Source organism: Microbacterium sp. NPDC055903, assembly GCF_053615555.1.
Genome location: NZ_JBSHCA010000001.1, coordinates 1007194 through 1031136 on the forward strand (window position 1 = coordinate 1007194; position 23943 = coordinate 1031136).

General features: G+C 67.9%; 20 protein-coding genes. 6 read left to right on the top strand and 14 right to left on the bottom strand.

What is annotated here, in order from left to right; translation table 11 throughout:
• Positions 1-27 precede the first annotated feature (27 nt).
• A complete protein-coding gene (locus tag ACWGJP_RS04555) occupies positions 28-5052 on the bottom strand; it encodes an SdrD B-like domain-containing protein (RefSeq protein WP_452328562.1) in 5025 nt (1674 codons plus the stop codon).
• Between the two features lie 202 nt (positions 5053-5254).
• Here ACWGJP_RS04555 and ACWGJP_RS04560 point away from each other — a divergent pair, with 202 nt between their 5' ends.
• Positions 5255-6295 carry an FUSC family protein gene (locus tag ACWGJP_RS04560; protein ID WP_452328563.1) on the top strand — a complete coding sequence of 347 codons (1041 nt, stop codon included), beginning with the start codon at positions 5255-5257 and terminating at the stop codon, positions 6293-6295.
• A gap of 7 nt (positions 6296-6302) precedes the next feature.
• On the opposite strand, the gene ACWGJP_RS04565 is transcribed toward ACWGJP_RS04560, so the two are convergent.
• Positions 6303-7205 carry a diguanylate cyclase gene (locus ACWGJP_RS04565; protein ID WP_452328564.1) on the bottom strand — a complete coding sequence of 301 codons (903 nt, stop codon included), beginning with the start codon at positions 7203-7205 and terminating at the stop codon, positions 6303-6305.
• 208 nt (positions 7206-7413) lie between these two features.
• Between ACWGJP_RS04565 and ACWGJP_RS04570 the strand changes: the two genes are divergently transcribed.
• Entirely contained in the window at positions 7414-8163 is a 750-nt protein-coding gene (locus ACWGJP_RS04570; protein ID WP_452328565.1) for an EAL domain-containing protein, read from the top strand.
• Here ACWGJP_RS04570 and ACWGJP_RS04575 read toward each other — a convergent pair.
• Together ACWGJP_RS04575 and ACWGJP_RS04580 are read right to left on the bottom strand one after the other, a co-directional pair.
• Positions 8125-8337 carry a hypothetical protein gene (locus tag ACWGJP_RS04575; RefSeq protein WP_452328566.1) on the bottom strand — a complete coding sequence of 71 codons (213 nt, stop codon included), beginning with the start codon at positions 8335-8337 and terminating at the stop codon, positions 8125-8127. The two genes, ACWGJP_RS04570 and ACWGJP_RS04575, sit on opposite strands and share 39 nt — an antisense overlap.
• Complete coding sequence (locus tag ACWGJP_RS04580; RefSeq protein ID WP_452328567.1) at positions 8334-9764, bottom strand: glycosyltransferase; 1431 nt, start codon at positions 9762-9764, stop codon at positions 8334-8336. Before ACWGJP_RS04580 ends, ACWGJP_RS04575 begins: the two co-directional genes overlap by 4 nt.
• Before the next feature lie 89 nt (positions 9765-9853).
• Between ACWGJP_RS04580 and ACWGJP_RS04585 the strand changes: the two genes are divergently transcribed.
• Both ACWGJP_RS04585 and deoD read left to right on the top strand, forming a co-directional pair.
• Positions 9854-10516, top strand: coding sequence for a DNA alkylation repair protein (locus tag ACWGJP_RS04585; protein WP_452328568.1), 663 nt, complete (start codon positions 9854-9856; stop codon positions 10514-10516).
• A 77-nt stretch (positions 10517-10593) separates the two neighbouring features.
• Complete coding sequence (deoD, locus tag ACWGJP_RS04590) at positions 10594-11304, top strand: purine-nucleoside phosphorylase (protein WP_452328569.1); 711 nt, start codon at positions 10594-10596, stop codon at positions 11302-11304.
• Here the strand turns inward: deoD and ACWGJP_RS04595 are convergent, their stop codons facing one another.
• The 10 genes from ACWGJP_RS04595 to ACWGJP_RS04640 form a co-directional block, all read right to left on the bottom strand.
• Entirely contained in the window at positions 11305-11691 is a 387-nt protein-coding gene (locus ACWGJP_RS04595; RefSeq protein WP_452328570.1) for a RidA family protein, read from the bottom strand.
• Positions 11688-12530 (bottom strand): fumarylacetoacetate hydrolase family protein, encoded by an 843-nt coding sequence (locus ACWGJP_RS04600; protein WP_452328571.1) that lies wholly within the window; start codon positions 12528-12530, stop codon positions 11688-11690. Before ACWGJP_RS04600 ends, ACWGJP_RS04595 begins: the two co-directional genes overlap by 4 nt.
• Positions 12527-13054, bottom strand: a complete 528-nt coding sequence (locus tag ACWGJP_RS04605) for a YybH family protein (protein ID WP_452328572.1) — start codon at positions 13052-13054, stop codon at positions 12527-12529. Before ACWGJP_RS04605 ends, ACWGJP_RS04600 begins: the two co-directional genes overlap by 4 nt.
• Complete coding sequence (locus ACWGJP_RS04610; protein ID WP_452328573.1) at positions 13051-14322, bottom strand: FAD-dependent monooxygenase; 1272 nt, start codon at positions 14320-14322, stop codon at positions 13051-13053. Before ACWGJP_RS04610 ends, ACWGJP_RS04605 begins: the two co-directional genes overlap by 4 nt.
• A gap of 26 nt (positions 14323-14348) precedes the next feature.
• Complete coding sequence (locus ACWGJP_RS04615) at positions 14349-15080, bottom strand: dienelactone hydrolase family protein (protein WP_452328574.1); 732 nt, start codon at positions 15078-15080, stop codon at positions 14349-14351.
• 28 nt (positions 15081-15108) lie between these two features.
• Positions 15109-16005: a LysR family transcriptional regulator gene (locus ACWGJP_RS04620; RefSeq protein ID WP_452328575.1), complete on the bottom strand. Its 897-nt coding sequence runs from the start codon at positions 16003-16005 to the stop codon at positions 15109-15111.
• 63 nt (positions 16006-16068) lie between these two features.
• Positions 16069-16920, bottom strand: a complete 852-nt coding sequence (locus tag ACWGJP_RS04625) for an ATP-binding cassette domain-containing protein (RefSeq protein WP_452328576.1) — start codon at positions 16918-16920, stop codon at positions 16069-16071.
• On the bottom strand, positions 16917-18833 hold the full coding sequence (locus ACWGJP_RS04630; protein ID WP_452328577.1) for a dipeptide/oligopeptide/nickel ABC transporter permease/ATP-binding protein: 1917 nt from the start codon (positions 18831-18833) through the stop codon (positions 16917-16919). Before ACWGJP_RS04630 ends, ACWGJP_RS04625 begins: the two co-directional genes overlap by 4 nt.
• Positions 18830-19774, bottom strand: coding sequence for an ABC transporter permease (locus tag ACWGJP_RS04635; RefSeq protein WP_452328578.1), 945 nt, complete (start codon positions 19772-19774; stop codon positions 18830-18832). The genes ACWGJP_RS04630 and ACWGJP_RS04635 overlap by 4 nt, the downstream gene beginning before the upstream one ends.
• A gap of 71 nt (positions 19775-19845) precedes the next feature.
• Entirely contained in the window at positions 19846-21372 is a 1527-nt protein-coding gene (locus ACWGJP_RS04640; RefSeq protein ID WP_452328579.1) for an ABC transporter substrate-binding protein, read from the bottom strand.
• Between the two features lie 190 nt (positions 21373-21562).
• Here ACWGJP_RS04640 and ACWGJP_RS04645 point away from each other — a divergent pair, with 190 nt between their 5' ends.
• Both ACWGJP_RS04645 and ACWGJP_RS04650 read left to right on the top strand, forming a co-directional pair.
• Complete coding sequence (locus ACWGJP_RS04645) at positions 21563-22612, top strand: amidohydrolase family protein (RefSeq protein WP_452328580.1); 1050 nt, start codon at positions 21563-21565, stop codon at positions 22610-22612.
• A gap of 1 nt (position 22613) precedes the next feature.
• Entirely contained in the window at positions 22614-23927 is a 1314-nt protein-coding gene (locus tag ACWGJP_RS04650) for a DUF3500 domain-containing protein (protein ID WP_452328581.1), read from the top strand.
• The last annotated feature ends 16 nt before the right edge of the window (positions 23928-23943 follow it).

A 23943-nucleotide genomic window follows, 5' to 3' on the forward strand; every position in this document is an offset into this window, starting at 1 on the left:
GCTCCCCAGCCCTCGCGCCCTGCGATGTCATGCCGTCTGACGGCGCCGGAGGACGAGGGCACCACCGACAAGCAGCATCGTCATCGCCGCGGCAACGATGAGCCACGGAACCACCGCACCCGTGAGGGCCAGGGGCGACTGCGGCACGAAGCCGGCATCGATGTCGGGCCCGTCGGCCTCACCGGGCAGACCCGAGTTCGACCCGCTCAGCGGTGTGGTGAACACCACGCGGCCGGTCTTCGGATCGACATCCGAGTCACGATCGTCATCGTCGCCCTGGTTCGATCGCGTCAGGTCGTAGGTGACCCCGTCGATCGTCACCGTCGTCGGGAACTCGATCTGGTACTCCGTGCCAGGCAGCAGATCCGTGAACGAGTAGTAGCCGTCCTTGTCGGTCTTCGTCGTCTCGACCAGGTTGCCGTCCTTGTCGAACAGCTTCACCTCGATACCGGCCAGCGGCTTCTCACCCGCATCCTGGACGCCATCGCCGTCCTTGTCGATCCAGACGTAGTCACCCACCGAGACCAGCGACGGCAGGTAGCCGGCATCGATCGTCGGGTCATCCGCCTCACCCGGCTCCGTGGAGTTGGAACCGGAAGCCGGAGTCGTGACACGCACCTGGCCCGTGGCGGGGTCGGCGTCCGAGTCCGCACCGTCCGCGTCACCGCGGTTCGGTGTGGTCAGCGTGATCTCCACACCGTTGATCTCGACCGAGGTCGGGAACTCGACGATGTAGTCCGTCGAAGTGGGCAGGTTCGGGAACACGTAGTACCCGTTCTCGTCCGTCTCCGTCGTGGCGACGACGTCGCCCTCCGGGGTCAGCAGCGTCACGGTCACGCCCGGGATCGGTGCCTCCGCAGCATCCTGCACGCCGTCACGATCGGTGTCGATCCAGACGTAGTCTCCGATCGAGACCAGCGGCGCGACATAGCCCGCATCGATCGTCGGGTCGTCCGCCTGACCGGGCTCCGTCGAGTTGTTCCCCGTGGCAGGCGTCGTCACCGGCGCACGACCGGTCACGACATCCGCGTTCGAGTCGGCCGCATCGTCGTCGCCCGCACCCGGCTGGGTGAGCGAGTAGTCGCGGTCGTCGAACGTCACCGTCAGCGGGAACTCGACGACATAGTCGGTGGAGTTGATGAGGTTCGGGAAAACGTAGTAGCCGTTCTCATCCGTCGTGGTCGTCGCGACCACGTCGCCCTCCGGCGTCAGCAGGGTCACCGTGGCACCGGAGACGGGGGTCTCGCCCTCGTCCTGGATGCCGTCGCGGTCCTCGTCGATCCAGAGGTAGTCGCCGATCGAGACGAGCACCGGCACGAATCCGGCGTCGATCGTCGGGTCGTCGGCCTCACCGGGCTCTGCCGAGTTGTTGCCGGACAGCGGCGTCGTCACCGGCGCATGTCCGGTCGCGATCGCCGGGTTGGAGTCCGTGGCCCCCGCGCCCTGCCCGGGCGCGGTGAGGACGTGGACGACCCCGTCGACTGTCACCTCGGTCGGGAACTCGACGATGTAGTCGACTCCCGGGGGCAGGTCGGTGAAGACGTAGTAGCCGTTCTCGTCCGTCTCGACCGTGTCGATCACCGTCTCGCCGTCGGCGGAGAGCAGGTTCACCGTGGCACCGGGAACCGGCACCTCGCCCTCATCCTGCTGTCCGTCGCGGTCGGTGTCGATCCAGACGTAGTCGCCGATCGAGACCAGCGGGGCGATGTAGCCCGCGTCGATCGTCGGGTCATCCGTCTGACCAGGGCCGGTCAGGTTGTCGCCCTCGGCCGGAGTCGTCACCGGAGCACGACCCGTGGCCTGGTCCGCGTTCGAGTCCTCCGCGTTGTCATCACCCGCAGACGGCTCGGTCAGCGAGTACACGATGCCGTCCACCGTGACCGTCGTGGGGAACTCGACGAGGAAATCCGTCGACGCAGGAAGGTTCGCGAAGAAGTAGTAGCCGTCCTCGTCGGTCGTCGTGGTCGCGATGACCGTCTCGCCGTCCGCGCTCAGCAGGTTCACCGTCGCGCCGCCGACCGGCACCTCGGAATCGTCCTGCACTCCGTCGCGGTCCTCGTCGATCCACAGGTAGTCACCGATCGAGACGACGTTCGGCGTGTACCCCGCGTCGATCGTCGGATCGTCGGCCTCGCCCGGCTCGGTCGAGTTCTGCCCCGACTCAGGAGTCGTGATCTCCACCCGACCGTTCGAGGGGTCGGGATCCGAGTCCGCGGCGTCGTCGTCGCCCTGGTTCGGCGTCGTCAGCGGATGCTCGATGCCGTCCACCGTGACGGAGGTCGGGAACTCGATGATGTAATCCGTGCCGCCCGGGAGGTTCGGGAACACGTAGTAGCCGTTCTCGTCCGTGACAGCCGTGGCGACCTCGTCACCCTCCGGCGTCAGCAGACGCACCTCGGTGCCCGCAGGAACCACCGGCTCACCGGCATCCTGCACACCGTCCTCGTCCTCATCGATCCACAGGTAGTCGCCCACCGACACGACCGCCACATAGCCGGCATCGATCGTCGGGTCGTCCGCGTCACCCGGAGTGCCCAGGTTGTCGCCGTCCGCAGGCGTGCGCACCGGGGCCTCGCCCGTCGCCACGGCCGGGTTCGAGTCGCTCGCAGCGTCGCCCTGCTCCGGAGACGTCAGCGCATACACCGCGCCATCGACCGTGACCGTCATCGGGAACACCACCGTGTAGTCGCTCGACGCACGCAGATCCGTGAACGAGTAGTACCCGTTCGCATCCGTCGTCGTCGAGTCGACCTCGTTGCCGTCTGCATCGAGCAGCCGGACCGTCGCGCCGGGGACCGGCGCCTCGCCCGCATCCTGCTGACCGTCACGATCCGCATCCAGCCACACATAGTCACCGATCGAGACCTTCGCCGGGATGAACCCGAAGTCGATCGAGTGGTCGTTGCGGTAGTCCGCCGGCGTCGTCACGTTCGCGACGATCACCTGGTCGGTGCCGACCGTGGCCGCAAAACCGTTGTTGTCATACCCGTCGTTGGCTGACGTGTTCCCGGCGCCGTTGATCGTCACCGTGGTTCCGGCCAGCGGTCCGCCTGCCTCGAAGTCGTCTGCGCGGTCCAGACGCACCTGGTACTGCGTACCGGGCAGCAGGCCGTCGGTGGTGTCGAAGTAGTACTCGCCGTTCTCGTCGGTCTCCGTCGTCGCGACGAACTCGCCGGCCGCCGTGTACAGCGACACCTGGACGCCGCCTACCGCAGGCTCGTTCGGGTCCTGAAGGCCGTCCTCGTCGTCGTCGAGCCAGATCCGGTTGCCGATCTGCTGGACGGTCTCGCGGACGAGAGCCTCCATGTCGGCCAGGCCCTGAGCCTTCTGGAAGTCGTTGGTCACGAGGCGGTCAGCCGTGCCCGTCGCTCCCGCGGCCTTCGCGCCGGTCGCCGGGTTGAAAGCGCGCAGACCGTTCGACCAGAGCTCGGTGGCGTCCATCTGGTTGATGACCAGACGGTCGGTCCCCTCGACATAGACCATGCCGCCGAAGGCGGCCTCATTGTGGAATCCACCAAAGTCGTTGAAGTCGGCACGGCAGTCGAAGTCCATGGTCGAGCCGTCGACGCAGACGGCGACGATGTCGCCCGTCGCGATGTAGTTCGAGTACGCCGCGAGACCCGAGGTGCGCGCACCGTAGTAGAGCATCGAGCTGTACTGGTCTCCGCCGCGGTCGCGGAACGCGAGGACGAGGCCGCCTTCCTCGGTGAACGCGAGGTCGGAGAGCATCGGCTGCGGAACCGAGAACTGTCGCGCAAGGCCCTGCCCGGCCGGGTCCGGCGGCGTGACCGCCGCCGAGTTGTCGATGCACGGCTGGGGGACGTCGTCCCGCCAGGGCATCCAGTCGACGTCCTCGCACTCCGCGGCGGTGGGGATGTTGCCGGAGTGAACGCCGCTGTGTCCGGGCGCCGTCGTCGGGTCGCCGGTCAGCACCACACCGGTGGGCGTCAGGATGCCCTCGGCGGAGAGGTCGTACTCGATGACCGATGCCTCGGAGGTGGCGCCACAGGTGGCTCCGATGTAGATCTTTCCGTCGTGCTGCTCGATCGCCATCGGCGCCCAGTCGGCGGCGCACTCTCCGACGGCCGGGATCGGCAAGGTCTGCAGCGGTGCGGGGTCGACGCCGCTCTGAATCGGGTACACGACGATCGAGTCGGTGTGCATGTTGACCGCCAGCAGGAACCGACTGTCGTCCGTGACCTCGACGTCGCCGAGGCTCTCGCGGCCGACCGCCGTGCGGAAGTCGTAGTCCTGGGTCTCGTGACCGGAAGCGTTCGTGCTGGTCATGTCATGCTCGGTCGTTCCGACGTCGGCGACCGTGGCGTACACCTCGGTGGCACCCGTCCACGGGTCGACGCGGTAGATCGCTCCTGGCCCGCCGGAGCCGTACGTGGAGCCGCGCTTCGCGTAGGCGCCCGCGTAGATCTTCTGGGCATCCTGGTCGAGGCCGATGCCGTACACCGATCCGGTGGTGACACGCGTGGTGACGGGGCTGACCGCCTCGTCGAGACGGTAGGGGACCGTGTAGATCTCCTTGTTCTCGGATGCGCCAGGCCAGATGCTGTCGGGCTGGATGGCGGAGAAGATCTGGGCGTTCTCGGGGCCGAGCGTGGAGACGTCCACGTAGCCGACGGAGACCGCCGCCGCCTCGCCGTCGAGGACGTCGACGAACGAGGTGGCCGGAGCGAACTGCGGGTCCGCGTGCCCGTCGAGGATCGGCGCCTCGGTGTAGGTGCCGGTGCTCGGGTTCGCCACGTCGATGCGGTACTTGCCGCCGACGAGGGTGTTCCCGGCATCCCCCGCCGCGAGCACGATCTGCCCTGTGGCGTTGGTGTTCCGCGTGACGGTGTGCCCGGACGAGTCGGTGATCCGCACCTGCACGTTGTTCAGCGGCAGATCGGCCGCGTCGCGCGTGCTGTTGACGTTGCGGTCGTTGACGACCGTCACCGTGATGGTGCCGTCACCCGGTGCGGCCATGGCCGCAGGTGCGTAAGCGATCGACAGGGCCGCGATCGCGGCCACGCTCGTCGTCGCGGCAAGGAACTTCTTCACGTCAGACTCCCCCTGGCGTTTACCCCACGCACGGCTCACGCCGCGCATCGAAATGAATCCCCAGAAAAAGATCTGTACTGCTCCCCGCGGAAAACGTAGCGGCTGGAAAGACGCCCCATCCGGACTGACCGGAAAATGACCCCCTTTCGGAGGTCAGGATTTGGCGTGTCGAGCTCGGGAGCCACGCAGTAGCGTTGGCGATATGCGGATGACGGCGGCGGTGCGCAGCGCGAAGCGCGGCTCGCTGCTGCAGGTCGTCAAGTCCGCCGTCGCGACGATCGGATCATGGCTGATCGCCTCCTGGCTCATTCCCGGCCCGCTCCCTGTCTTCGCCGCGATCGCGGCGCTGCTCGTCGTGCAGCCGAGCGTGAACCAGTCGCTCGCGAAGGCGCTCGAGCGCAGCGTCGGCGTCATCATCGGCGTGCTCATCGCCGTGGGCCTCAGCCTCGCGCTCGGCCCGCAGAGCTGGGTCGTGCTGCTCGCGATCGTCGTGGCGATGCTGGTCGCCTGGGCACTGCGCGCGAGCCCGGGCACCGGCAACCAGGTGGCGATCTCGGCGATGCTCGTGCTCGCGCTCGGCTCATCGACGCCCGGCTACGCCATCGACCGCATCCTCGAGACCCTGATCGGTGCCGCCATCGGCTTCGTCGTCAACGTGCTCGTCGTCCCGCCGGTTCTCGTCGAGCCTGCCCGTCGATCGCTCGGCCTGCTCGGCCAGGAACTCGCCGCCGCCCTCGACAGGCTCGCCGATGCACTGCCCTCGCCGATGGAGCCGGCCCGGCTGCACGAGATCATGCTGCAGGCGCGGCTGCTGCGGCCCATGCAGGCCGCGGCGCAGGCCGCCATCGCCGCCGGCGACGAGTCGCTAGCCCTGAACCCGCGGGGTTCGGCCCATCGTGACGACCTGCATGAGCTGCATGCGCTGCTCGATCGCCTCTCGCCGATCGTGACGCAGCTCATCGGCATGACCCGCGCCTATGTCGACCACTATGACGACGCCCTGGGCGACGAGCCGACCGTCCACGCCATCGCCGAACAGCTGCGAAGGGCAGGTCATGACGTGCGGCTGGCCGTGCAGGCCGCGGACCTCACGCCGGAACCGGATGCCATGACCTCGGTCATCCCTGCACTGACCGCGCCCCTGCAGGTGACGCCGCCGTCATCGGCGCACTGGATCCTGATCGGATCACTCCTCGAGGATCTGGCCCGCATCCGCGGTCAGCTCGTCGAGGGGCGCGACTGAGCCGCGCTCAGCGGTGCTTGTCGTCGTACATCGCCTCGTCGGCGCGACTGATCGCCTGCTCGATGCTCTCCCCGCGCCGAGCTTCGACGACGCCCCACGACCACGGGTGCGGTGCGAACTCACGGAGCCGACGCATCAGCGACGCCGCATCCGTCTCGTCGGTCTCCGGCAGCAGCAGCGCGAACTCGTCTCCGCCGAGGCGACCGACGAAGTCCGTCTCACGGGAGAGCAGCTCCCACTGAGACACGAGCACGCGCAGCACGTCGTCGCCCGCCGCGTGGCCTGAGGTGTCGTTGATGGCCTTGAACTTGTCGATGTCGATCACCGCGACGCTGACCGGGCGGGCGTGCCGCTCCGCCCTTCGGAGCTCCACCTGCGCCCGACCCACGAAACCGCGGCGGTTCAGTGCTCCGGTGAGCTCGTCCGAGTGGGACTCGCGCAGCATCCGCCGCCGCACGAACAGCCCGGCCTCCAGGCAGAGCCACGTGAACAAAGCGGCGCCGAGGAGGTTCGCCGGGCCGAGGAGGCCGTCGATCGTGGTGAACGGCCCCGCGATGGCGGCGATCGCCACCGCCGTCATGATGATGCCCTCGCCGATCCGTGCCATACGGGGGCCGTAGAACCATGCGAAGTACATGGCCATCACGGGAAGCTCTTGCAGCGCCGCGATGGCGTTCTGCCGTTCGTCCGAGAATCCGAGGTAGTAGATCGAGATCAGCGCGTGCGCGATGACGAGAGCGGCTCCGAGCCAGCGCGGCAGCTCGATGCCGCGGACCATGACCGCTGCTCCGACGCCGAGACCTGCGACGAGGATGCCGAGTGAGAGGCCGGCCTCGAAGGGCGTGATGTCATTCTCGAACAGCTCGAACGCCCCGAGCACCGAGAACAGGAGTGCGATCCCGGCGGTCACGATCGAATACGTCGATGTCCGCCTGTCCATCCGGATCGGCCAGCTGTCGCCTGTCAGTTCGCCTGCGGAAGGCGCGCGGTTCCCCTCGACCAGCATGTTCCCATTCCCCTCATCAGGCCCTTCCCCTGGGCCTTCCCCACCTACAGCCTACGACCTTTGTCTAGGTTTCCGCCGAACGATTTCGTGAACTCGACCGATACACTGAGTCGTGGTCTCGCACGGGCGCATCGCCTCCCCCAGCGCGACATCCGCCGCAGCGGATGCCCGCATCGTCTTCCAGCCGATCGTCGATCTGGAGGCGTGGAGCGTCGTGGGGTTCGAGGCTCTCGCCCGCTTCGCCGATGGCACGCCGCCGCCGCAGCGCCTGGCTGAAGCGGAGGCCGCTGGCCTGCGCGGCGATCTCGAGCTGGCGCTGATCTCCCTCGCCGTCGACGCGACGACAGGCCTTCCCGACGATCTCGTCATCACGATGAACGCCTCTGGTACGACCATGCTGCGCGACGAGTTGCCCAGCATCCTGTCGCGCGCTGACCGCCCGTGGGGTCTGGAGCTCTACGAGGGCGCGACCCGTGCCGACCTGCCGACGATCCGTCGTCGTGTGCACGACCTCGGGGGCAAACTGCTCGTCGACGACGCCGGCGCCGCGTGCGCGGACGAGGCGCGCATCAGAACGCTTCAGCCGGACGTGGTGAAGATCGACAGGGCGCTGTTCTGGGAGGTCTCCGCAGACAGCGAGGCCCGCGCACGGATGCTCTCGCTGCTGGCGGCGGCCAGGGATGCCGGAGCGAGACTGCTCGTCGAGGGCGTCTCCGACGAGCAGCAGGTCGCGCTCGCCCGCGAGCTGGGCATCCGACTCGCACAGGGCTTCCATCTCGGCCTCCCCACGCCCGCCGCGGAGATGGCCGATCAGCTCAGGGAGCTACGCGGGCGCGTCGGGGTGGATGCTCCTGGTCTCTGAGCGCCTGCTCGCCCCGTTGCGACGGCGGATCCGGATCTTCGGCAGCACCTTGGTGATGCCGAGCACCACGTAGATCACCGTGTTGATCGCGACGAAGGTCGCGAGGATGCTGAACCAGTCCGAGTACAGCACCGACTCGGGCAGCAGAAAGCCCGTGCGCACCAGCCCGATCATGCCGTCGCCCCCTTCGCGGTTCCGTGCTCGACGTGTTTCCACGTCGCCCTGCGTCCGAACGCGATCTCGAACACGCCCCGCAGGAACGCCAGGTTGAGGAAGCAGTCGTAGACGAGCTCGGGGAAAACGAGGACGGCGACCAGCCGCGCCCGCCAGCCTCCGCGCCAGGCCGTGATCACCCGTTCCGCTGCGAACAGCAGGCCGATCCCGAGCCAGAACGGGAACCAGACCCAGGTGTCCATCGAGACGATCATGAGGATGATGAGCAGGAAGTAGGCGAACAGCGCGAGCACGCCGTATCCGATGCCGATCTGCTGAGCCCAGTAGCGCAGCGTCTGCGGGGTGACGCCATAGGCACCGAGGTTCTCCAGTGCTCCGCGCTGCCAGCGCAGGCGCTGCGCCCAGAGCATCCGCCACGTCGGCATGAGTTCGGTCACGACCGTGCAGGCGGTCGGGGAGACGGTCAGGCCACCGAGCGACTTGATGGCGATGGTGAGCTCGTTGTCCTCGGTGAGCGCGAAGGTGTCGTAGACGTCGCCCTTGCGACCCGGGATCTGTGTACCGCGTGCCTCCGCGACACCGCGCAGCGCGGACGCCCTGAAGACCGAAGCGGTACCGGTGAGGACGAAGACGCGGCCATCCCTGCGCTTGATCTCGCGCTGATAGCGGAAGTACTCGTTGCGCTGGAACTGGCCGAGGAGGCCGTGCCCTTCCTCACCCTCGAAGAGCCCTCCGACCGACATCAGCGCCCGGTCGGCGGTGAACCGCCGGACGGCCTCGGCGAGGTAGTCGGGACCGATCTGGCTGTCGGCGTCCATGACCATGACGGTGTCGTTGTCGCCGAGCCGCGGAAGGAGATCGGCCAGCGCCTGGTTGAGCGCGCCACCCTTCTTGTGCGTGTTGCCCACCGTCTCGAACACGGCGGCCCCGAACTCACGGGCGACCGCGGCGGTGTTGTCGGTGCAATTGTCGGCGACCACGAGGATCCGGTTCGGCGGGGTGCTCTGCTCGAGCAGCGACCGGAGCGTGTGAGGCAGAGAAGCCTCTTCGTTGTGTGCGGGGATGAGCACGGTCACCGTGACATCGCCGGCGAACACGCCCCTCGTCCGCTCCATGACGGCACGGGGCGCGAGGGTGAGCTTGGTCACCTCGGAGCCTGCTCGCCGGTACCTGCTGGCGACGATGCGCTCGCTGATCACGACGAAGAGCACGAGGAACAGGGCGATGCCCAGCGCCACGGCGAGGACCCCGAGGTTCGGCAGCTCCGTGCTGTAGAGCACATCCCACACGCCCGCGAGGGTGAGGTGGGCGGGTTCCCAGAGGGTCGGCGGATCGGTGACGGCGATGCCCCACCACAGCAGACCGGCGGCGAGCAGCACGATGACGATCACCGCGAGACCCACCGACCGCTGGAAGAATCTGTTCACAACACGCCCTCCCCGACGTTCCACCCTTCTGCCACCCTGCCACGACTGCGGACGAGGCGCGAGACGAACGGCTGATCTAGCCTGGATCCATGACCGAGCTGAGTTGGGCGCTCGACGAACTCGCGGCGCTCGAGGATCCGAAGATGCGTGCCGCGAACGAGAAGCGCGGCGATGATCACGGCATCCACCTGTCGAAGATGCGGGTGCTCGCCAAGCAGATCAAGACGGACCATGCGCTGGCCCAGCAGCTCTGGGCGACGGGTGAGACGGCGCCGAGGCTCCTCTCGATGCTTATCTGCCGGCCCAAGGAGTTCACGGCGGACGAGCTCGACGCCATGCTGCGTCAGACCGCGGTGCCGAAGGTGAACGACTGGTTCGTGAACTACCTCGCCAAGAAGTCCCCGCTGGCCGACGAGCTGCGCCTTCGTTGGTTCGAGGATGCCGATCCCACCGTGTCGGCGGCGGCGTGGTCCCTCACCGCTGACCGCATCGCCAAAGGGCGGTCCGAGGGCCTGGATCTGGACGGCCTGCTGGATCTCATCGAGCGGAACATGAAGGATGCTCCGTCGCGCCCGCAGTGGGCGATGAATGAGACGCTCGCCCACATCGGCATCCGCCATCCCGAGCTGCGTCCGCGTGCGCTGGCGATCGGGGAGGAGCTCCAGGTGCTCGCCGACTATCCGACCGCACCGGGGTGCATCTCTCCGTTCGCGCCGATCTGGATCACGGAGATGTCCAAGCGCCTCCCCTGAGCTCGCTGAGCCCGTCGAAGCGCATCCCGCTCGCTGAGCCCGTCGAAGCGCATCCGCATCCTCCCTAGGCTGGACGCATGAGCACGCACATCGCCGCCGAGGCCGGCCAGATCGCCCCCATCGTCCTGTTCCCCGGCGACCCGCTGCGGGCCAAGTGGATCGCCGAGACCTTCCTCGAGGATGCAGAGCTCTACACCCAGACGCGCGGGATGCTGGGCTTCACCGGCACCTGGCATGGCCACCGCGTATCGGTGCAGGGCTCTGGCATGGGAGTTCCATCGATGTCGATCTATGCGAACGAGCTCTTCCAGCAGTACGACGTGCAAACGATCGTGCGGGTCGGATCCTGCGGCGCGCTCACCGAGAAGCTGAAGGTGCGCGACATCATCATCGCCAACGGCGCGTGCACCGACTCCGGCATCAACCGCGTGCGCTTCAACGGCCTGGACTACGCGCCGGTCGCCGACTTCTCGCTGCTGCGAGCCGCCGTCGAGGCCGCCGAGGGCGAGCCGTTGGAGTCCGACGTCCACGTCGGGCTCCTCTTCTCCAGCGACCAGTTCTACAGCACCCGCCCCGAACTGAATCAGCCTTTCGTGCAGCACGGTGTTCTCGGCGTCGAGATGGAGACGAGCGGGCTCTACACGCTCGCCGCCTACTACGAGCGCCGTGCGCTGAGCATCTGCACGGTGTCCGACCACATCGTCACCGGCGAGGAGACCACCGCGCAGGAGCGCGAGCAGACCTTCGGCGACATGATCCGCATCGCTCTGCGCGCCGCGACCGCCTGATCAGGCGGGCAGGACGGCGAGCACGTCCAGGTGGATGAGCGCACCTGAGTCCAGCTCCGCCTTCATCACCTGGCGCGCGGGCCTCGTCGCCGCGTCGGGGAACATCGCCAGCCATTCGCGGTTCAGGTCATCGCGATCTCGGTAGTCGACGAGATGCACGGTGAGCTTCAGGATGTCATCGGTCGATCCCCCCGCCGCCTCCATCAGCTCATGCACGTGAAGGAATGCATTGCGGCACTGCGCGGCGAGGTCTCCTGGCATCTCGCGCGTCACGGGGTCGCGGCCGGTGAGGACCCCGGATGCCAGGAACGGCCCGATCCGGCTCGCAGCCGGAACCGGGTTCGCGTGCGCGAAGCCGACGAGCTCGATCGCGACCCGATCGCTCACGCGACGACCGTGTTCTCGATGAATCCCAGCCCCTCGATCTCGGCACGGACGACGTCACCGGGTACGAGCCATGTCTGCGTCGGCGCTCCGATGCCTGACGGCGTGCCGGTGGCGAGGATGTCCCCCGGCATCAGGGTCATCACCTGGCTCAAGTACGCGATCTGCTCGTAGATGTCGTAGATCATGTCGCCGGTGTCGGCGTCCTGACGCACCTCGCCGTTGACCGTCAGCGTCATGCGCAGCGCGAGCGGATCAGCGATCTCATCGTCCGTGGTCAGCCAGGGCCCGATGGGTCCGTGCGTGTCGAAGGATTTGCCCAGTGTGAACGTCGGAGAGCGCTTCTGCAGCCAGTCGCGCACCGAGATGTCGTTCGCCACGACGTAGCCGGCGATCACCGATCGGGCGTCCGCGGCGGCGACATCGCGGCATCGGGTTCCGATCACGACGCCCAGCTCGATCTCGTAGTCCAACTCCTCCGAGACCGCGGGCCTGACGACCTCCCCGAAAGGGTCGTTGATGCACGACACCTGCTTGTTGAACCAGAGCTGGCTCGTCGGGATCGGGATGCCCGCGAGCCTCGCCTCCTCGGCGTGCTTCGCATAGTTCATGCCGATACCGAGATATTTCTGCGGATCATCGACCGGGGCGAGCAGCTCGACGTCGTTCAGCGCGGAGCGGGGACCGACGGCGGCTCGGAGGTCATCGCCGCGGGCGGCGAGGTCCGGCAGCAGGGCGCGCAGCGACGGCCCGAACTGCTCGGTGAGGTCGACGATCTCGTCGCCGTCGACACGGCCGAGCCGGGCAGCCCCGTCGGCGAGGCGGAAACGCGCGAGTCTCATTCGCGGGCCCCTTCGACAGGCTCAGGGAGCGGGACGGAACCGGCGTCAGGGAGCGGGGCGGAACCGGCGTCAGGGAGCGAGGCGGAACCGGGCTCAGTCGACTCGCTGGGCAACGCTCCCCAGACCTGCTCGCCGGTCGGGGTCATCTGGAAGCTGACGAAGCGCCAGGCGCCGTCGGCGCCGCGCCTCAGCACCTGCGTCGCCACCCCTCCCAGCGTTCTCTCGGAGCCGTCAGGATTGCGCAGACGGTTCGTGATCGGGCCCGTCATGATCGCCACATCGCCCACGAGTCGGATCGACAGCTCGCCGCGCACCATGTCCAGATACGCCCGCCGAGTGGCGACGTGCTCCAACAGCTGCGCCTTGGTGTGCGTCAGGCCGGGAGCATGGATGTGCACGAGCTCCTCGTCGAACAGCTCGTCCAGCGTCGTCAGGTCCCCGTCGATGAGAGCGCGTCGACGGCGCTCCTCCACCTCGAGGATGGCATCCCGGACCGCTGCGTCCGGCTGCTCGGTCGCAGTCACGAGCCCACCGCCTGCCACGTACGGAAGCCGGTCGCCTCGCCCGCCTCGTGCCCAGGCCTCGGCGCCCCGACGAGAGCGTGATAGCGGCTGAAGATCTCGTCCGCCTCGGCCAGCGGAAGCACGTCCTCGATGTCCTCGAACGGCTCGCCATCGGTGCGCTCCGCCACGATGCGACGGATCACCTCGTACCCCTCGCCGCGCATGTTGTCAGCGATGCGATTGACGATCTCCCTCCGCGCCGCGTCGTACGCGGCGAAGGCCTCGGTCGCATCGCCGTTTTCCGCCAGCTTCTCGGCGAGCACCCGCGCGTCGAGCATCGCCTGCGTGATGCCGTTGCCACCCCGCGGGTACATCGCGTGTGCGGCGTCCCCCAGCAGCACGACTCGGCCGTCCACCCAGGAATCAAGGGGGAAATGTCTGATCAGCGGGAAGAGATAGACCTCCCGCGCCTGCCTGATCAGCTCCTGCACGTCGAGGAACGGCAGTCTCAGGGTGTCGAATGCCGGGATGATCTGCTCCGGGTCCGCGACCTGGTTCCAGTCCTCGATCGTCTCCTCCCCGTTGGTCTCCACGACCCAGTTGATGAGGTCCAGACCGGTCCCCTCGAAGTTCTCGGCGATCGGGTAGACGATCATCGTCGAGATCCGGGGGTCTCCGAGATGCAGGATCGTGTGACCGCCCCTGATCGGCTCACGCAGCGTCGTTCCTCGCCACATCGTGATGCCGGAGAACTCCGGTTCCGCCTGGTTCGGATGCATCTGCCGCCGCACGGCGGACTTGATCCCGTCCGCGGCGATGACGGCGTCGTGCCGCACCTGCTCGGCCCGGCCGTCGCGATGCTCGATGTCCAGTGTCACGCCATCCGCATCCTGCGCGTAGCCGACCACCCTGGCTCCGAGTACGACGGCACCCTCGCCCAGCCGATCGATGACGGTGCGGAACAGCAGCATCTGCAGGACGCCGCGGTGGACGAAGCGCTGCTCGTGCAGGTACCCCATGTGGACACCGCACTTCTCGGCGTAGATCTCCTGACCGAAGTGGTTGTAGAAGATCGAGTCCTCCGCGTCGACGGAGATCGCGCGGAACTCCTCCAGCAGACCCAGTTCGTCGAGTTCCTTGGTGCCGACGGTCTTGATGTCGACGCCGACACCCAGGGGCTTGAGCTCCGGCACGGTCTCGTACACGGTGACGGGGATTCCGCGCTGCTGCAGGCGGAGCGCAGTGACGAGCCCTCCAGGGCCCGCCCCGATGATCGCGATGTCCGACATGGTTCCTCTTCTTCTCATCTCTCGGTTCATGCCTCGCCGAGCATCTCGGCGAGGAAGCGTTCGGTGGCGGCCCAGGCGCGGGCCGCGCTGCGCGGGTGGTACGCGACGACGGACGGGTCGAGCGCGTGCGCCGATCGCGGGTTGGTGAAGGCGTGCACGGTGCCGCTGTACACGTCCAGCTCCCAATCGATGCGAGCCGCATCGAGCTCTGCGGTCAGTCGCGCGCACTGGGCCGGGGTGCCCATCGGGTCATCCGCGCCGGTGACGAGGAGCACATCCGAACCAGGCAGCGCGAGGCTCCAGTCGGGGGCGAGCAGATCCAGGCCGCCGTGGATGCTGGCGGCGGCCCGGAGTTCGCCGCCGATGCGCAGCAGTTCCAGCGCTCCGGATCCGCCGAAGCAGTAGCCGAGCGCGATCACCGCCGAGGCATCCGTCTCCGGCTGGGAGGCAGCCGCCTCGAGTCCTGCCAGGAGCCTCCCGTGCCAGCGCATCCGATCGCCGGCCATCGCGCCGATCATCGGCCCGATCTCCTCGCCGCTCGGCGTGCGGCGCTTGCCCCACACGTCCGCCGCGAAGACGGTGAACCCCCGCTCCGCCACGCGGTGCGCGATGGCGAGCGTATCGGCGTTCAGACCGAAGGCGTCGTGCAGCAGCAGCACCGTGGGCAGCGCCCGATCGCCGCGCGAGGAGACGAGCGCCCCGAGCATCCGATCGCCGTCGTGCACATAGCCGACATCACGGCTGACGGTGGCGCTCATGCGACGCCTCCGTCCAAGCAGGCGGGGCTCAGTCGCGCGTGCGGCGGAACCAGTCGCTCATGAAGTCGAGGAACACCTTGACGCGCTCCGGCGTCTGTCCTCCTGGACCGTGGACCGCGTACAGCGAGCGCGACTGGACGGGCAGCTCCGGAAGCACCTCGACCACCCGGCCCGACTCCAACGCAGCCCTCGCCGAGCGACGCGGGATGATCCCGATGCCGCGCCCCGACTCGATCAGCTGCTCGATCGTGAGATAGGCGTTCGTCGCGACGATCGGATCCTGCACCTTGTAGTGCACGAGATCCGCGCCCTCGCCCAGGCGCCATGCGGAGTCGCTGGTATGGCTGATCAGATCGTGATCGTTCAGCTCGGAGACCGACTCCGGCGCACCGCGGCGAGCCAGGTAGTCCGCGGATGCCGCGAGAACGAACGGCAGCTCCGAGATCCGGCGCACTCTGACCCTGGAGTCGCGCGGATCCCTGGCGTGGAACGCCACATCGAAGCCGCGGTCGAGGAAGTCGTACAGCCGGTCCGAGATCCCGCCGAGCTCCAGACGCACCCGCATCCGCGGATGGGCCTCCACGAAGGCCCCGACCGCCGTGCCCAGATCCATCAGCCCGATCCATTTCGGGCTGATGATCGACAGGTGTCCCTCGGCGGAATCCTGCGTGTCCGACATCTGCGCGTCGGTGTCGTCGATCTCCTGCAGGATCCGCTCCGCGAACTCCGCATACTTGACGCCGGCCGCCGTCAACGACACCGAGCGAGGAGTGCGGTTCACGAGACGCACTCCGATCTGCTCCTCGAGGTCTGCGACGTGCCGGGACACCATCGACGGCGAGATGCCGAGATCCGCCGCTGCCCCGCTGAACGTGGCCGCGCGCGCGACGGCGGCGAACGTCCTCATCACGACGAATCGATCCATTGCGGGCCTCTTCCACCGCGGGCTCGGGGGGCATCCGCGATGCCATGAGTGTATCGAGCCCGCTCATGCGCCGGCCTCGGCGAGAGCGCGGTCGGCCAGCCGAACGGCCCTGCGCTGCTCCCGCCCCTCGGGATGCGATGCCGGCGTCGCCTCGAGCAGTCGCCGCGTGTACGGATCCTGCGGATCACGGAACAACTGCTCAGTGTCGGACAGCTCGACGAGACGTCCGCTGTTCATCACTCCGACCCGATGCGCGATGTGCCGCACCAGTGCGAGGTCGTGCGCGATGAAGAGGTAGCTGACACCGGTCTGCTGCTGGAGGTCGGCGAGCAGGTTGATGATCTGGCCCTGCGTGGACAGGTCCAGCGCGCTGACCGCTTCGTCGCAGACCACGAGACGCGGCTCGAGGACGAGGGCCCTCGCGATCGCGGCCCGCTGCTGCTGGCCGCCGGACAGCTCGCTGGGGAAGCGGTCGAGGTGCGCGGGGGTGAGGCCGACCATCTCGATCGCCTCCGACATCCGGCGTCGGCGGGCACGGCGGTCGCCGAGACCGTGACGGGCCAGCGCGATGTCCAGCGCGTGCGAGATCAGCTGCCGCGGGTTGAGCGATGCGCTCGGGTCCTGGAACACCGCCTGCACCTGCCGCCGGTACGACAGCGGCGTGCGCCTGCCCCACTCGGCGAGGTCCTCGCCGTCGAAGCGGATGCGTCCCGTGAGCGTCGGCAGCAGTCGCAGGATCGCCCGTCCCGTCGTGCTCTTGCCCGACCCCGACTCGCCGACGAAGGCGAGGGTCTCCCCCGCATGGATGTCGAAGCTCATGCCCTCGACGGCGGGCACCGTGCGCGTGCCTCCGAAGAGACCACTGCGGGCCTGATAGCCGACGGACAGGTCGCGCACCTCGAGCAGGGCGGTCATCGTGCGCCTCCCGCTCGGGCGAGGTCGAGCCTGTCGAGCGCATCGATCTCCGCATCGATCTCCGCGCGCAGCGCTCCGTCGATGACGGAGAGCCGCTCCCCCTCGGACCGCAGCGGGTTCGCCTGCAGGAGCGCGCGGGTGTAGGGATGCTCCGGGGCGTCGAAGAGCCGCCCGACCGGGGCATCCTCCACGATGCGCCCCCGGTACATGACCGCCGCGCGATCGCAGGTCTCGGCGACGACGCCGAGGCTGTGCGTGATCATCAGCACACCCATGCCGTACTCCTGCCTGAGGTCGAGGATGAGGTCGAGGACCTGGCTCTGGGTCGTGACGTCCAAGGCGCTGGTCGCCTCATCGGCGATGAGCAGTTCAGGATCGGCGGCGAGCGCCATCGCGATCGCGACGCGCTGCGCCATGCCGCCGGAGAACTGGTGAGGATAGTCGTCGAGGCGGCTCGCCGCGCGGCGGACGCCCGCCCGCTCGAGCAGTTCGACGGCCCTGCCCCTGGCCTGCGCCTTCGACATGCCCTTGTGGATGCGCAGCGGCTCGATGAGCTGCGTTCCGACGGTGTGCACCGGCGAGAGCGCGCTGGAGGGGTCCTGGAAGACGGAGCCGACGACCGATCCACGGATGCTCCGCAGCTCCCGCTCCGGACGGTGCGCGACCTCGTCACCGGCGATGCGGATGGACCCGTCTGACAGCCAGGTGCCCGCCGGAAGCATCCCCAGCACGGCTCGCGCGAAGGTGGACTTTCCGGAGCCGGACTCACCCAGGAGCCCGACGATCTCTCCCTTGGCGACGTCGAGCGCGACGCGCTTGACGATCTCCACGTGCTCGCCGTCCGGGCGCGCGAGCGAGACGGTGACGTCACGGGTGGCGAGGATGGCCGCGTGCCGCTCCCCCTCACGCTCGCTGAGCCTGTCGGAGCGCACCTCCGGCGTTCCGCTCCCTTCGACGGGCTCAGGGAGCTTCTCGGATTCCGGGCGCTCGTCGGAGCGCGTACGCAGCCCGAGCCTCGGCACGCGCCGCCGCTCGCCGACGAGGGCATCGTTGAGGCCGTCGCCGAACACGCTGAACGCCAGCACGGTGAGAACGATCGCGATGCCGGGGGGCCACGTGAGGTACGGGGCCACGGCCTGCTTCTCCACGGCGAGGCTGAGCAAAGACCCCCACGTGGGCGTGTCGCTGTCCAGGCCGATCCCGAGGAAGCTCATCGCCGACTCGATCATGATCGCCGACCCGAGGAACACCGCCGCCTGCGTGATGATGGCGCCGGTGAGGTTGGGCAGGACCTGGCCGAAGATGATCTGCGCCCGTGAGAGCCCGGTGACCTCGGCGGCTTCCACATAGAGCTTCTTGCGCTCGGTGAGCACCGTGGCCCTGGTCATGCGGGCGAAGGCCATCGAGAAGATGAGCCCGATCGCGAACATGAGGATGAACATGTTCCGGCCGAGGATCGTGATCACCGTGATGCCGATGAGCATGCCAGGCAACGACTGCGCCATGTCGACGAAGCGCATGCCGATGCGGTCCCACCAGCCTCCGTTGAAGCCGAACACCAGGCCCAGCGGCACGCCGATCACGATGGCGATGAGCACGGCGCCCAGCGCGACGAGCAGCACGATGCGCGCACCGAAGATCACGCGACTCAGCAGATCGCGACCCAGATCGTCGGTGCCGAGCAGGAACTGGGCGTCCGGAGCCTGGAGTACGTGATCGAAGTGCGCCTGGTTGGGGTCGTAGGGCGCGATCCACGCGGCGGTGATGGCCACGAGGGCCAGCAGCACGATGAAAGCCGCGGCGACGATCGTTCCCGGCTGCCGGCGCAGGCGTCCGAGAACGCGCCCCAGATTCGTGGCGTGCTTGTGCGGACGAGGCGCCGCCTGGACGGTGGTGGTGAAGGTGTCGCTCATTGCGGCCTGGATTTCGGGTCTACAGCTGCGTAGCTGATGTCGAGGATGAGGTTGACGGCGATGATCATCGTCGCGATGAGCAGGACACCGCCCTGGAGCACGGCGAAGTCCTTTGCCGTGACGCTGCGGATGATGAGCGATCCGATGCCAGGGAAGGCGAACACCTTCTCGATGGCGAAGCTGGCGCCGAGCATAATGCTGACGGTGATGCCCGTCGAGGCGAGGATCGGGACCAGGGCGTTCTTGAAGCCGTAGTGGAAGACGAGCCGAGGGCGGGAGACGCCGGCGGCGACCAGTGTGTTGACGTAGCGCGCGGAGAGGGTCTCGGCCATCGCCGTGCGCGTCTGCCTGGCGATGAGGGCTGCTCCGGCGATGCCCAGCGCGATGGAGGGCAGGATGAGGCCGCGCAGCCAGGCAGCCGGATCCGCTCCGATCGGCACATACGCGATCACCGGCACGACCCGCAGCTGCACGGCGAAGACGAGCAGCAGCACGATGCCGATCCAGAACTCGGGGACGGCCATGGTGACGCTCGTGACGGCCGTCGCGATGCGGTCGCGGATCGAGCCGGGCTTGGTTCCTCCGATGAAGCCCAGCGCCAGACCGAGCAGGATCGCGACGATCAGGCCGCCGAGCATCAGTGACGCGGTGGCGGGGATGCGCTCCGCGAACAGCTCGGCGACCGGTCGGCTCGAGTTGAACGACGTGCCGAAGTCGCCGCGGAACACGCCGGCGTAGTAGTCGACGAGGCGCTCGAAGAAGGGCCGGTCCAGCCCCAGCTGCGCTTCCAGCCGTGCGATGCTCTCCGGCGTCGCGGACGGACCGAGGATGGCGGCCGCGGGGCTTCCTGGTACCAGGTAGGTCAGCAGGAACACGAACAACGACAGGAGGATCAGCTGGGGCACTGCCAGGGCGAGGCGGGAGGCGATGAGCTTGAGCATCAGCGGCCTTCCTCTCGCCCTGGCGGGTGGATCGACTTCTTCACGTGCGTCTCGATTTCAGGTGCGGTGCGTCAGGATGCAGGGACGAGATCCCGGTAGTTGACAGACTTCGGCTCCCACGGTTCCGCAGGGGCGGCGACGCCGGAGACGGTGTCCGCGTTCCAGGCGAGCGTCTCCACGCCGCGGGCGTGTGCGCAGGTCAGCGCCTCGTCGGCGATGATCTTCGTGACCGCAGCCCACAGGTCGGCGGCCTCCTCCGTGTCCCCGGCGGCGATCGCGGCATCCGCGGCGGCCTTGAGCTCATCGCTCTCGATACCGGAGGGGTTGCCCGGTGCATCCGCGGCGAACCATGCGCTGTACCACTCGAACGGCGTCAGCTCGTCATTGCTCGACAGGCCGAGCGGGTACTTCCCGCTGTTCCACTCGCCGTTGTACTGCGGTGGTGGAAGCTGGGTGACCGTCACGTGGAAGTCGCCGATCTCGGCTGCTTGCGTCATGAAGATCTCGATCTGCGTGACGTTGTAGGGCGCCGCGACCATCTCGACGTCGACCGCCGGGCTGCCTGCCTCGGCGTAGAGCGCCTGGGCCTCATCGAGATCCGTCGGATATCCGCTGATCTCGGCGTTGTAGCCGATCTCGCCCTCTGCGAAGTGCTGGGTGGCCGCCTCTCCCTCGCCCTCGACCTCGACCATCTGCTCGACATCGATCGCGTAGCAGACGGCCTGACGCAGGGCGACGTCCTCGAAGACGCCGCCAGCGCCGCGGTCGAAGAAGAAGAGGTTGTTGCGAATGGCCGGATACTGCAACGACTCGACCGCACTGCCCTCGAACCGCGGCAGGGTCGACACCTCGGTGTCGGTGACGTCGAGGTCTCCGGCCAGGAGAGCTGCGGCGGAGGACTCCGGCTCCTCGATGGCGTACAGCTCGACGTTCGCGAAGCCGGGCTTCTCGCCCCAGTAGTCCTCGAAGGCGGCGAAGAACATCTTCGTGCCCACGACCGACTGCGCGTCGTCATAGGCCCAGGGCGAGGTGCCCACCGGTGTCTGGGCGATCGAGCCGTCGGCGATGGCGGCGGGGCTGGCGATCGGGAGCGCCCTCGTGGTGAGCGTCGTCGGAAGCGACGGGTTCGGGCTGGAGAGGTTCAGTCGCACGGTGAGCGGGTCGACGACGTCGACGGATGCGACCGTGAGGAATGAGCCGGCATAGGCCGTGGCCCCGGCCTTGACGTACTCGATGTTGGCCTTGACGGCCTCGGCGTCGAAGGGGGTGCCGTCGTGGAAGGTCACGTCGTCGCGCAGCGTGAGCGTCAGCGACGTGTCGGTGAGCTCGTATCCGGTGGCGAGGTAGGGCGCGGGCTGCCCGTCCTCGCCGGGAGCGAGCAACGTCTCGTAGGGGATGCGGAGCACTCCGCCCTCGAGTTCCTGGCCAGGGCCCCAGTTCTCGGGGAACTGGCCGAAGTTGACGCGGAGCGTGGCGTCCGCGGCAGGGGATGTGGAGCTGTTCGCGTCGTCCGGCGTCTCTGCCGAGCAACCCGCCAGCAGAAGCCCGCCGACCGCGACCATCGCGGCCGTCGTGAGCACTGCTCTGTTGTGTGGCACCTTTGCCTCCTTGGGTGATTGCAGGGCCGGCCGATCGGGAGTCGGCGACCCGGAACCCGTTCACCATAGCCAGCGATGCAGCCGACGGCATATGCCATGGCGCGCAACATAACTGTGCACGATCGGAGGCGTGCCGGCACCGCGCTACTGCCTATCGTGAAGGGAGACTTTCGACAGAGCAGGAGCGACAATGACCGTCGTCGACATCAACATCCACCACCTCCCCGAGGACCTCTTCACGAACGAGCGCATCCTCCGCGGGTTCCTCGACTCCGCTCCGCGCGGCTTCGGCGAGATCGCCAGGGTCATCACCATGGACAGCGGCAAGAAGCAGCTCATCCTCGAGAAGCCGGCCGGCTTCCAGAACCTGAACTACGTCGAGGGCGACTACTCCGCCGAGGCCAAGCTCGCCGCGATGGACGAAGCGGGCGTCGACTACGGCATCATGCGCGTGCCGGTCTGGCAGGAATGGCTGGGGCTGGACACCTGCAAGGCGGTCAACGACAACGCCGCAGACATCGTCGCCCGGTCCGGCGGCCGCCTGTTCGCGACCGCCTGCGTGCCGCCGTGGGGCGGCAAGGAGAACATCTACGAGCTGGAGCGCAGCGTGAAGGAGCTGGGCGCCGTGGGCGTGCAGCTGGCCTGCCACTACGGCCAGCTCTACCTGGACGATGAGGTCTTCGAGCCCTATCTGAAGGTGATCGAGAAGCTCGATGTCCCGGTGATCGTGCATCACACGCCGTTGCCGGTCGAGTACAAGTCGGTCATCGACTACACGAATCTGCGCCGCGAGTACGGCCGGATCATCGACCAGGGCATCGCCGTCGGCCGCGAGCTGTTCAGCGGCATGTTCGACAGGATGCCCGGTCTGCGGTTCATCCACACGATGATGGGCGGCAACTGGTTCGCGAACACGGCGCTGCTCACCCCGCACGCCAGCAACAAGACCGAGGCCATGCAGCGGCTCGACCCGACCGGCGGCGAGAAGATCGCCCAGTACCTCGACGAGAACATCTTCTTCGACATGACCCACCCGCATTCCTGGGGCAAGGACCAGGTCGAAGCGGCGCTGAAGATCAACGGAGCCGACCACTACCTGTTCGGCTCGTCGTTCCCGGTGTTCTACAGCTGGATGGGCCAGGGCGTCGAGTTCGTCAAGAACGAGCTGGAGATCAGCGAAGCGGACCGCGAGCTCGTGCTGTCCGGCAACGCGAAGCGGCTGTTCGGTCTCCCGATCTGACATGCCCTCCTCCGACGCATCCTCGCACGCCGCGCACAACGACATCGACGGCTTCTTCTCCAGCGACCGCATCGCAGCGCGCACGGAGTCCGTCACTCTGGACACGTCGTCGTTCGAGACGTATCTGATCCCCGTCGACGACCCCATGCTCGCCGACGTCCGGGGGATGGACTACGAGGCCTTCACGACCGACAGATATCGCGCCCCGTTCCTGCGAGAGCTGCTTTCGACATGGAAGGCCCTGTACGACGAGCCGTTCATCGGGACGACGACGGACGGCTCGGTGCAGGATGTCTGGTCGTCGGCTGAGGGAGCTCAGGTGGGCGCGGATGCCGCGCGGGCAGCCTCCGCGCTGCTGCGAGAGCTGTCCCCTGCGCAACGCGCGGCGGTCTCGTATCCGATCGATGCCCCCGAGTGGCGCAGCTGGAGCAATCCGGAGTTCGTCTTCTTCCGCACAGGGCTCCGTCTCGAGGACCAGACGGATGCCGTCGTGCGCGCCGTGCTCCGGGTGATCGAGGCATCGCTGAGCCCTGCGGGCTATCACCGCGTCCGTGAGGCGATGGGGCTGAACGCCTATCTCGGCGAGCTGGTGGATCTTCCGATGATCATGAACGAACGCAGCTACTGGTTCGCGCTCTACGGTTCTCCCTCGTCTGGGCCATGGGGCTGGCAGCTGTTCGGCCATCACGTCGCGGTGCATTCGGTCTTCGCTGGAGCTCGTCAGGTCGTGGCACCCGTGTTCCTCGGCGCCGAGCCCGCGCTCAGCGACGATCGTCCACCCTTGTTCGCCGCGCGCGAGGAGCTCGCGCTCGAACTGGCGTCATCGCTCACCCCGGCACAGCGCGATGCCGCCATCGTCTATGCCTCCGTCCTCGACCCGGCGATGCCGGAAGGACGTCTGCATCCCGCGGACGAGCGTCACGTCGCCGGAGCATTCCGCGACAACCGCGTGGTCCCCTCTGAGGGCATCCAGGCGTCCGAGCTCTCGGATGCCCAGTGGGGCACGCTGCGGGCGATCATCGCCGATGTCCATGTCCTGCTTCCTCCGGAGCAGCTCGCTCTCACGATGACCGAGGTCGATGCGCACCGCGGGGAGACGCGCTTCAGCTGGTACGGAGAGACCGATGGCACGACGCCGTTCTACCTCCGCGTCCACAGCCCCGTGATCCTCGCCGAACTCGATCACCATGCCGGCGTGTGGCTGAACAACCGCCTGCCTGCCCGATTCCACGTCCACACCACGCTGCGTCTGCCGAACGGCAACGACTACGGCAAGGCGTTCATCGCCTCGCTCCCCGACCCCACCGCTCGCTGAGCCTGTCGAAGAGGAC

Excerpts from the sequence above, each read along its gene's own strand:
- ACWGJP_RS04560 (WP_452328563.1), top strand. The coding sequence starts at position 5,255 with ATGCGGATGACGGCGGCGGTGCGCAGCGCGAAGCGCGGCTCGCTGCTG.
- ACWGJP_RS04585 (WP_452328568.1), top strand. The coding sequence starts at position 9,854 with ATGACCGAGCTGAGTTGGGCGCTCGACGAACTCGCGGCGCTCGAGGAT.
- ACWGJP_RS04635 (WP_452328578.1), bottom strand. The coding sequence starts at position 19,774 with ATGCTCAAGCTCATCGCCTCCCGCCTCGCCCTGGCAGTGCCCCAGCTG.
- ACWGJP_RS04645 (WP_452328580.1), top strand. The coding sequence starts at position 21,563 with ATGACCGTCGTCGACATCAACATCCACCACCTCCCCGAGGACCTCTTC.
- ACWGJP_RS04615 (WP_452328574.1), bottom strand. The coding sequence starts at position 15,080 with ATGAGCGCCACCGTCAGCCGTGATGTCGGCTATGTGCACGACGGCGAT.
- ACWGJP_RS04575 (WP_452328566.1), bottom strand. The coding sequence starts at position 8,337 with ATGATCGGGCTGGTGCGCACGGGCTTTCTGCTGCCCGAGTCGGTGCTG.
- ACWGJP_RS04610 (WP_452328573.1), bottom strand. The coding sequence starts at position 14,322 with ATGTCGGACATCGCGATCATCGGGGCGGGCCCTGGAGGGCTCGTCACT.
- ACWGJP_RS04625 (WP_452328576.1), bottom strand. The coding sequence starts at position 16,920 with ATGACCGCCCTGCTCGAGGTGCGCGACCTGTCCGTCGGCTATCAGGCC.
- ACWGJP_RS04600 (WP_452328571.1), bottom strand. The coding sequence starts at position 12,530 with ATGAGACTCGCGCGTTTCCGCCTCGCCGACGGGGCTGCCCGGCTCGGC.
- ACWGJP_RS04620 (WP_452328575.1), bottom strand. The coding sequence starts at position 16,005 with ATGGATCGATTCGTCGTGATGAGGACGTTCGCCGCCGTCGCGCGCGCG.
- ACWGJP_RS04650 (WP_452328581.1), top strand. The coding sequence starts at position 22,614 with ATGCCCTCCTCCGACGCATCCTCGCACGCCGCGCACAACGACATCGAC.
- ACWGJP_RS04630 (WP_452328577.1), bottom strand. The coding sequence starts at position 18,833 with ATGAGCGACACCTTCACCACCACCGTCCAGGCGGCGCCTCGTCCGCAC.
- deoD (WP_452328569.1), top strand. The coding sequence starts at position 10,594 with ATGAGCACGCACATCGCCGCCGAGGCCGGCCAGATCGCCCCCATCGTC.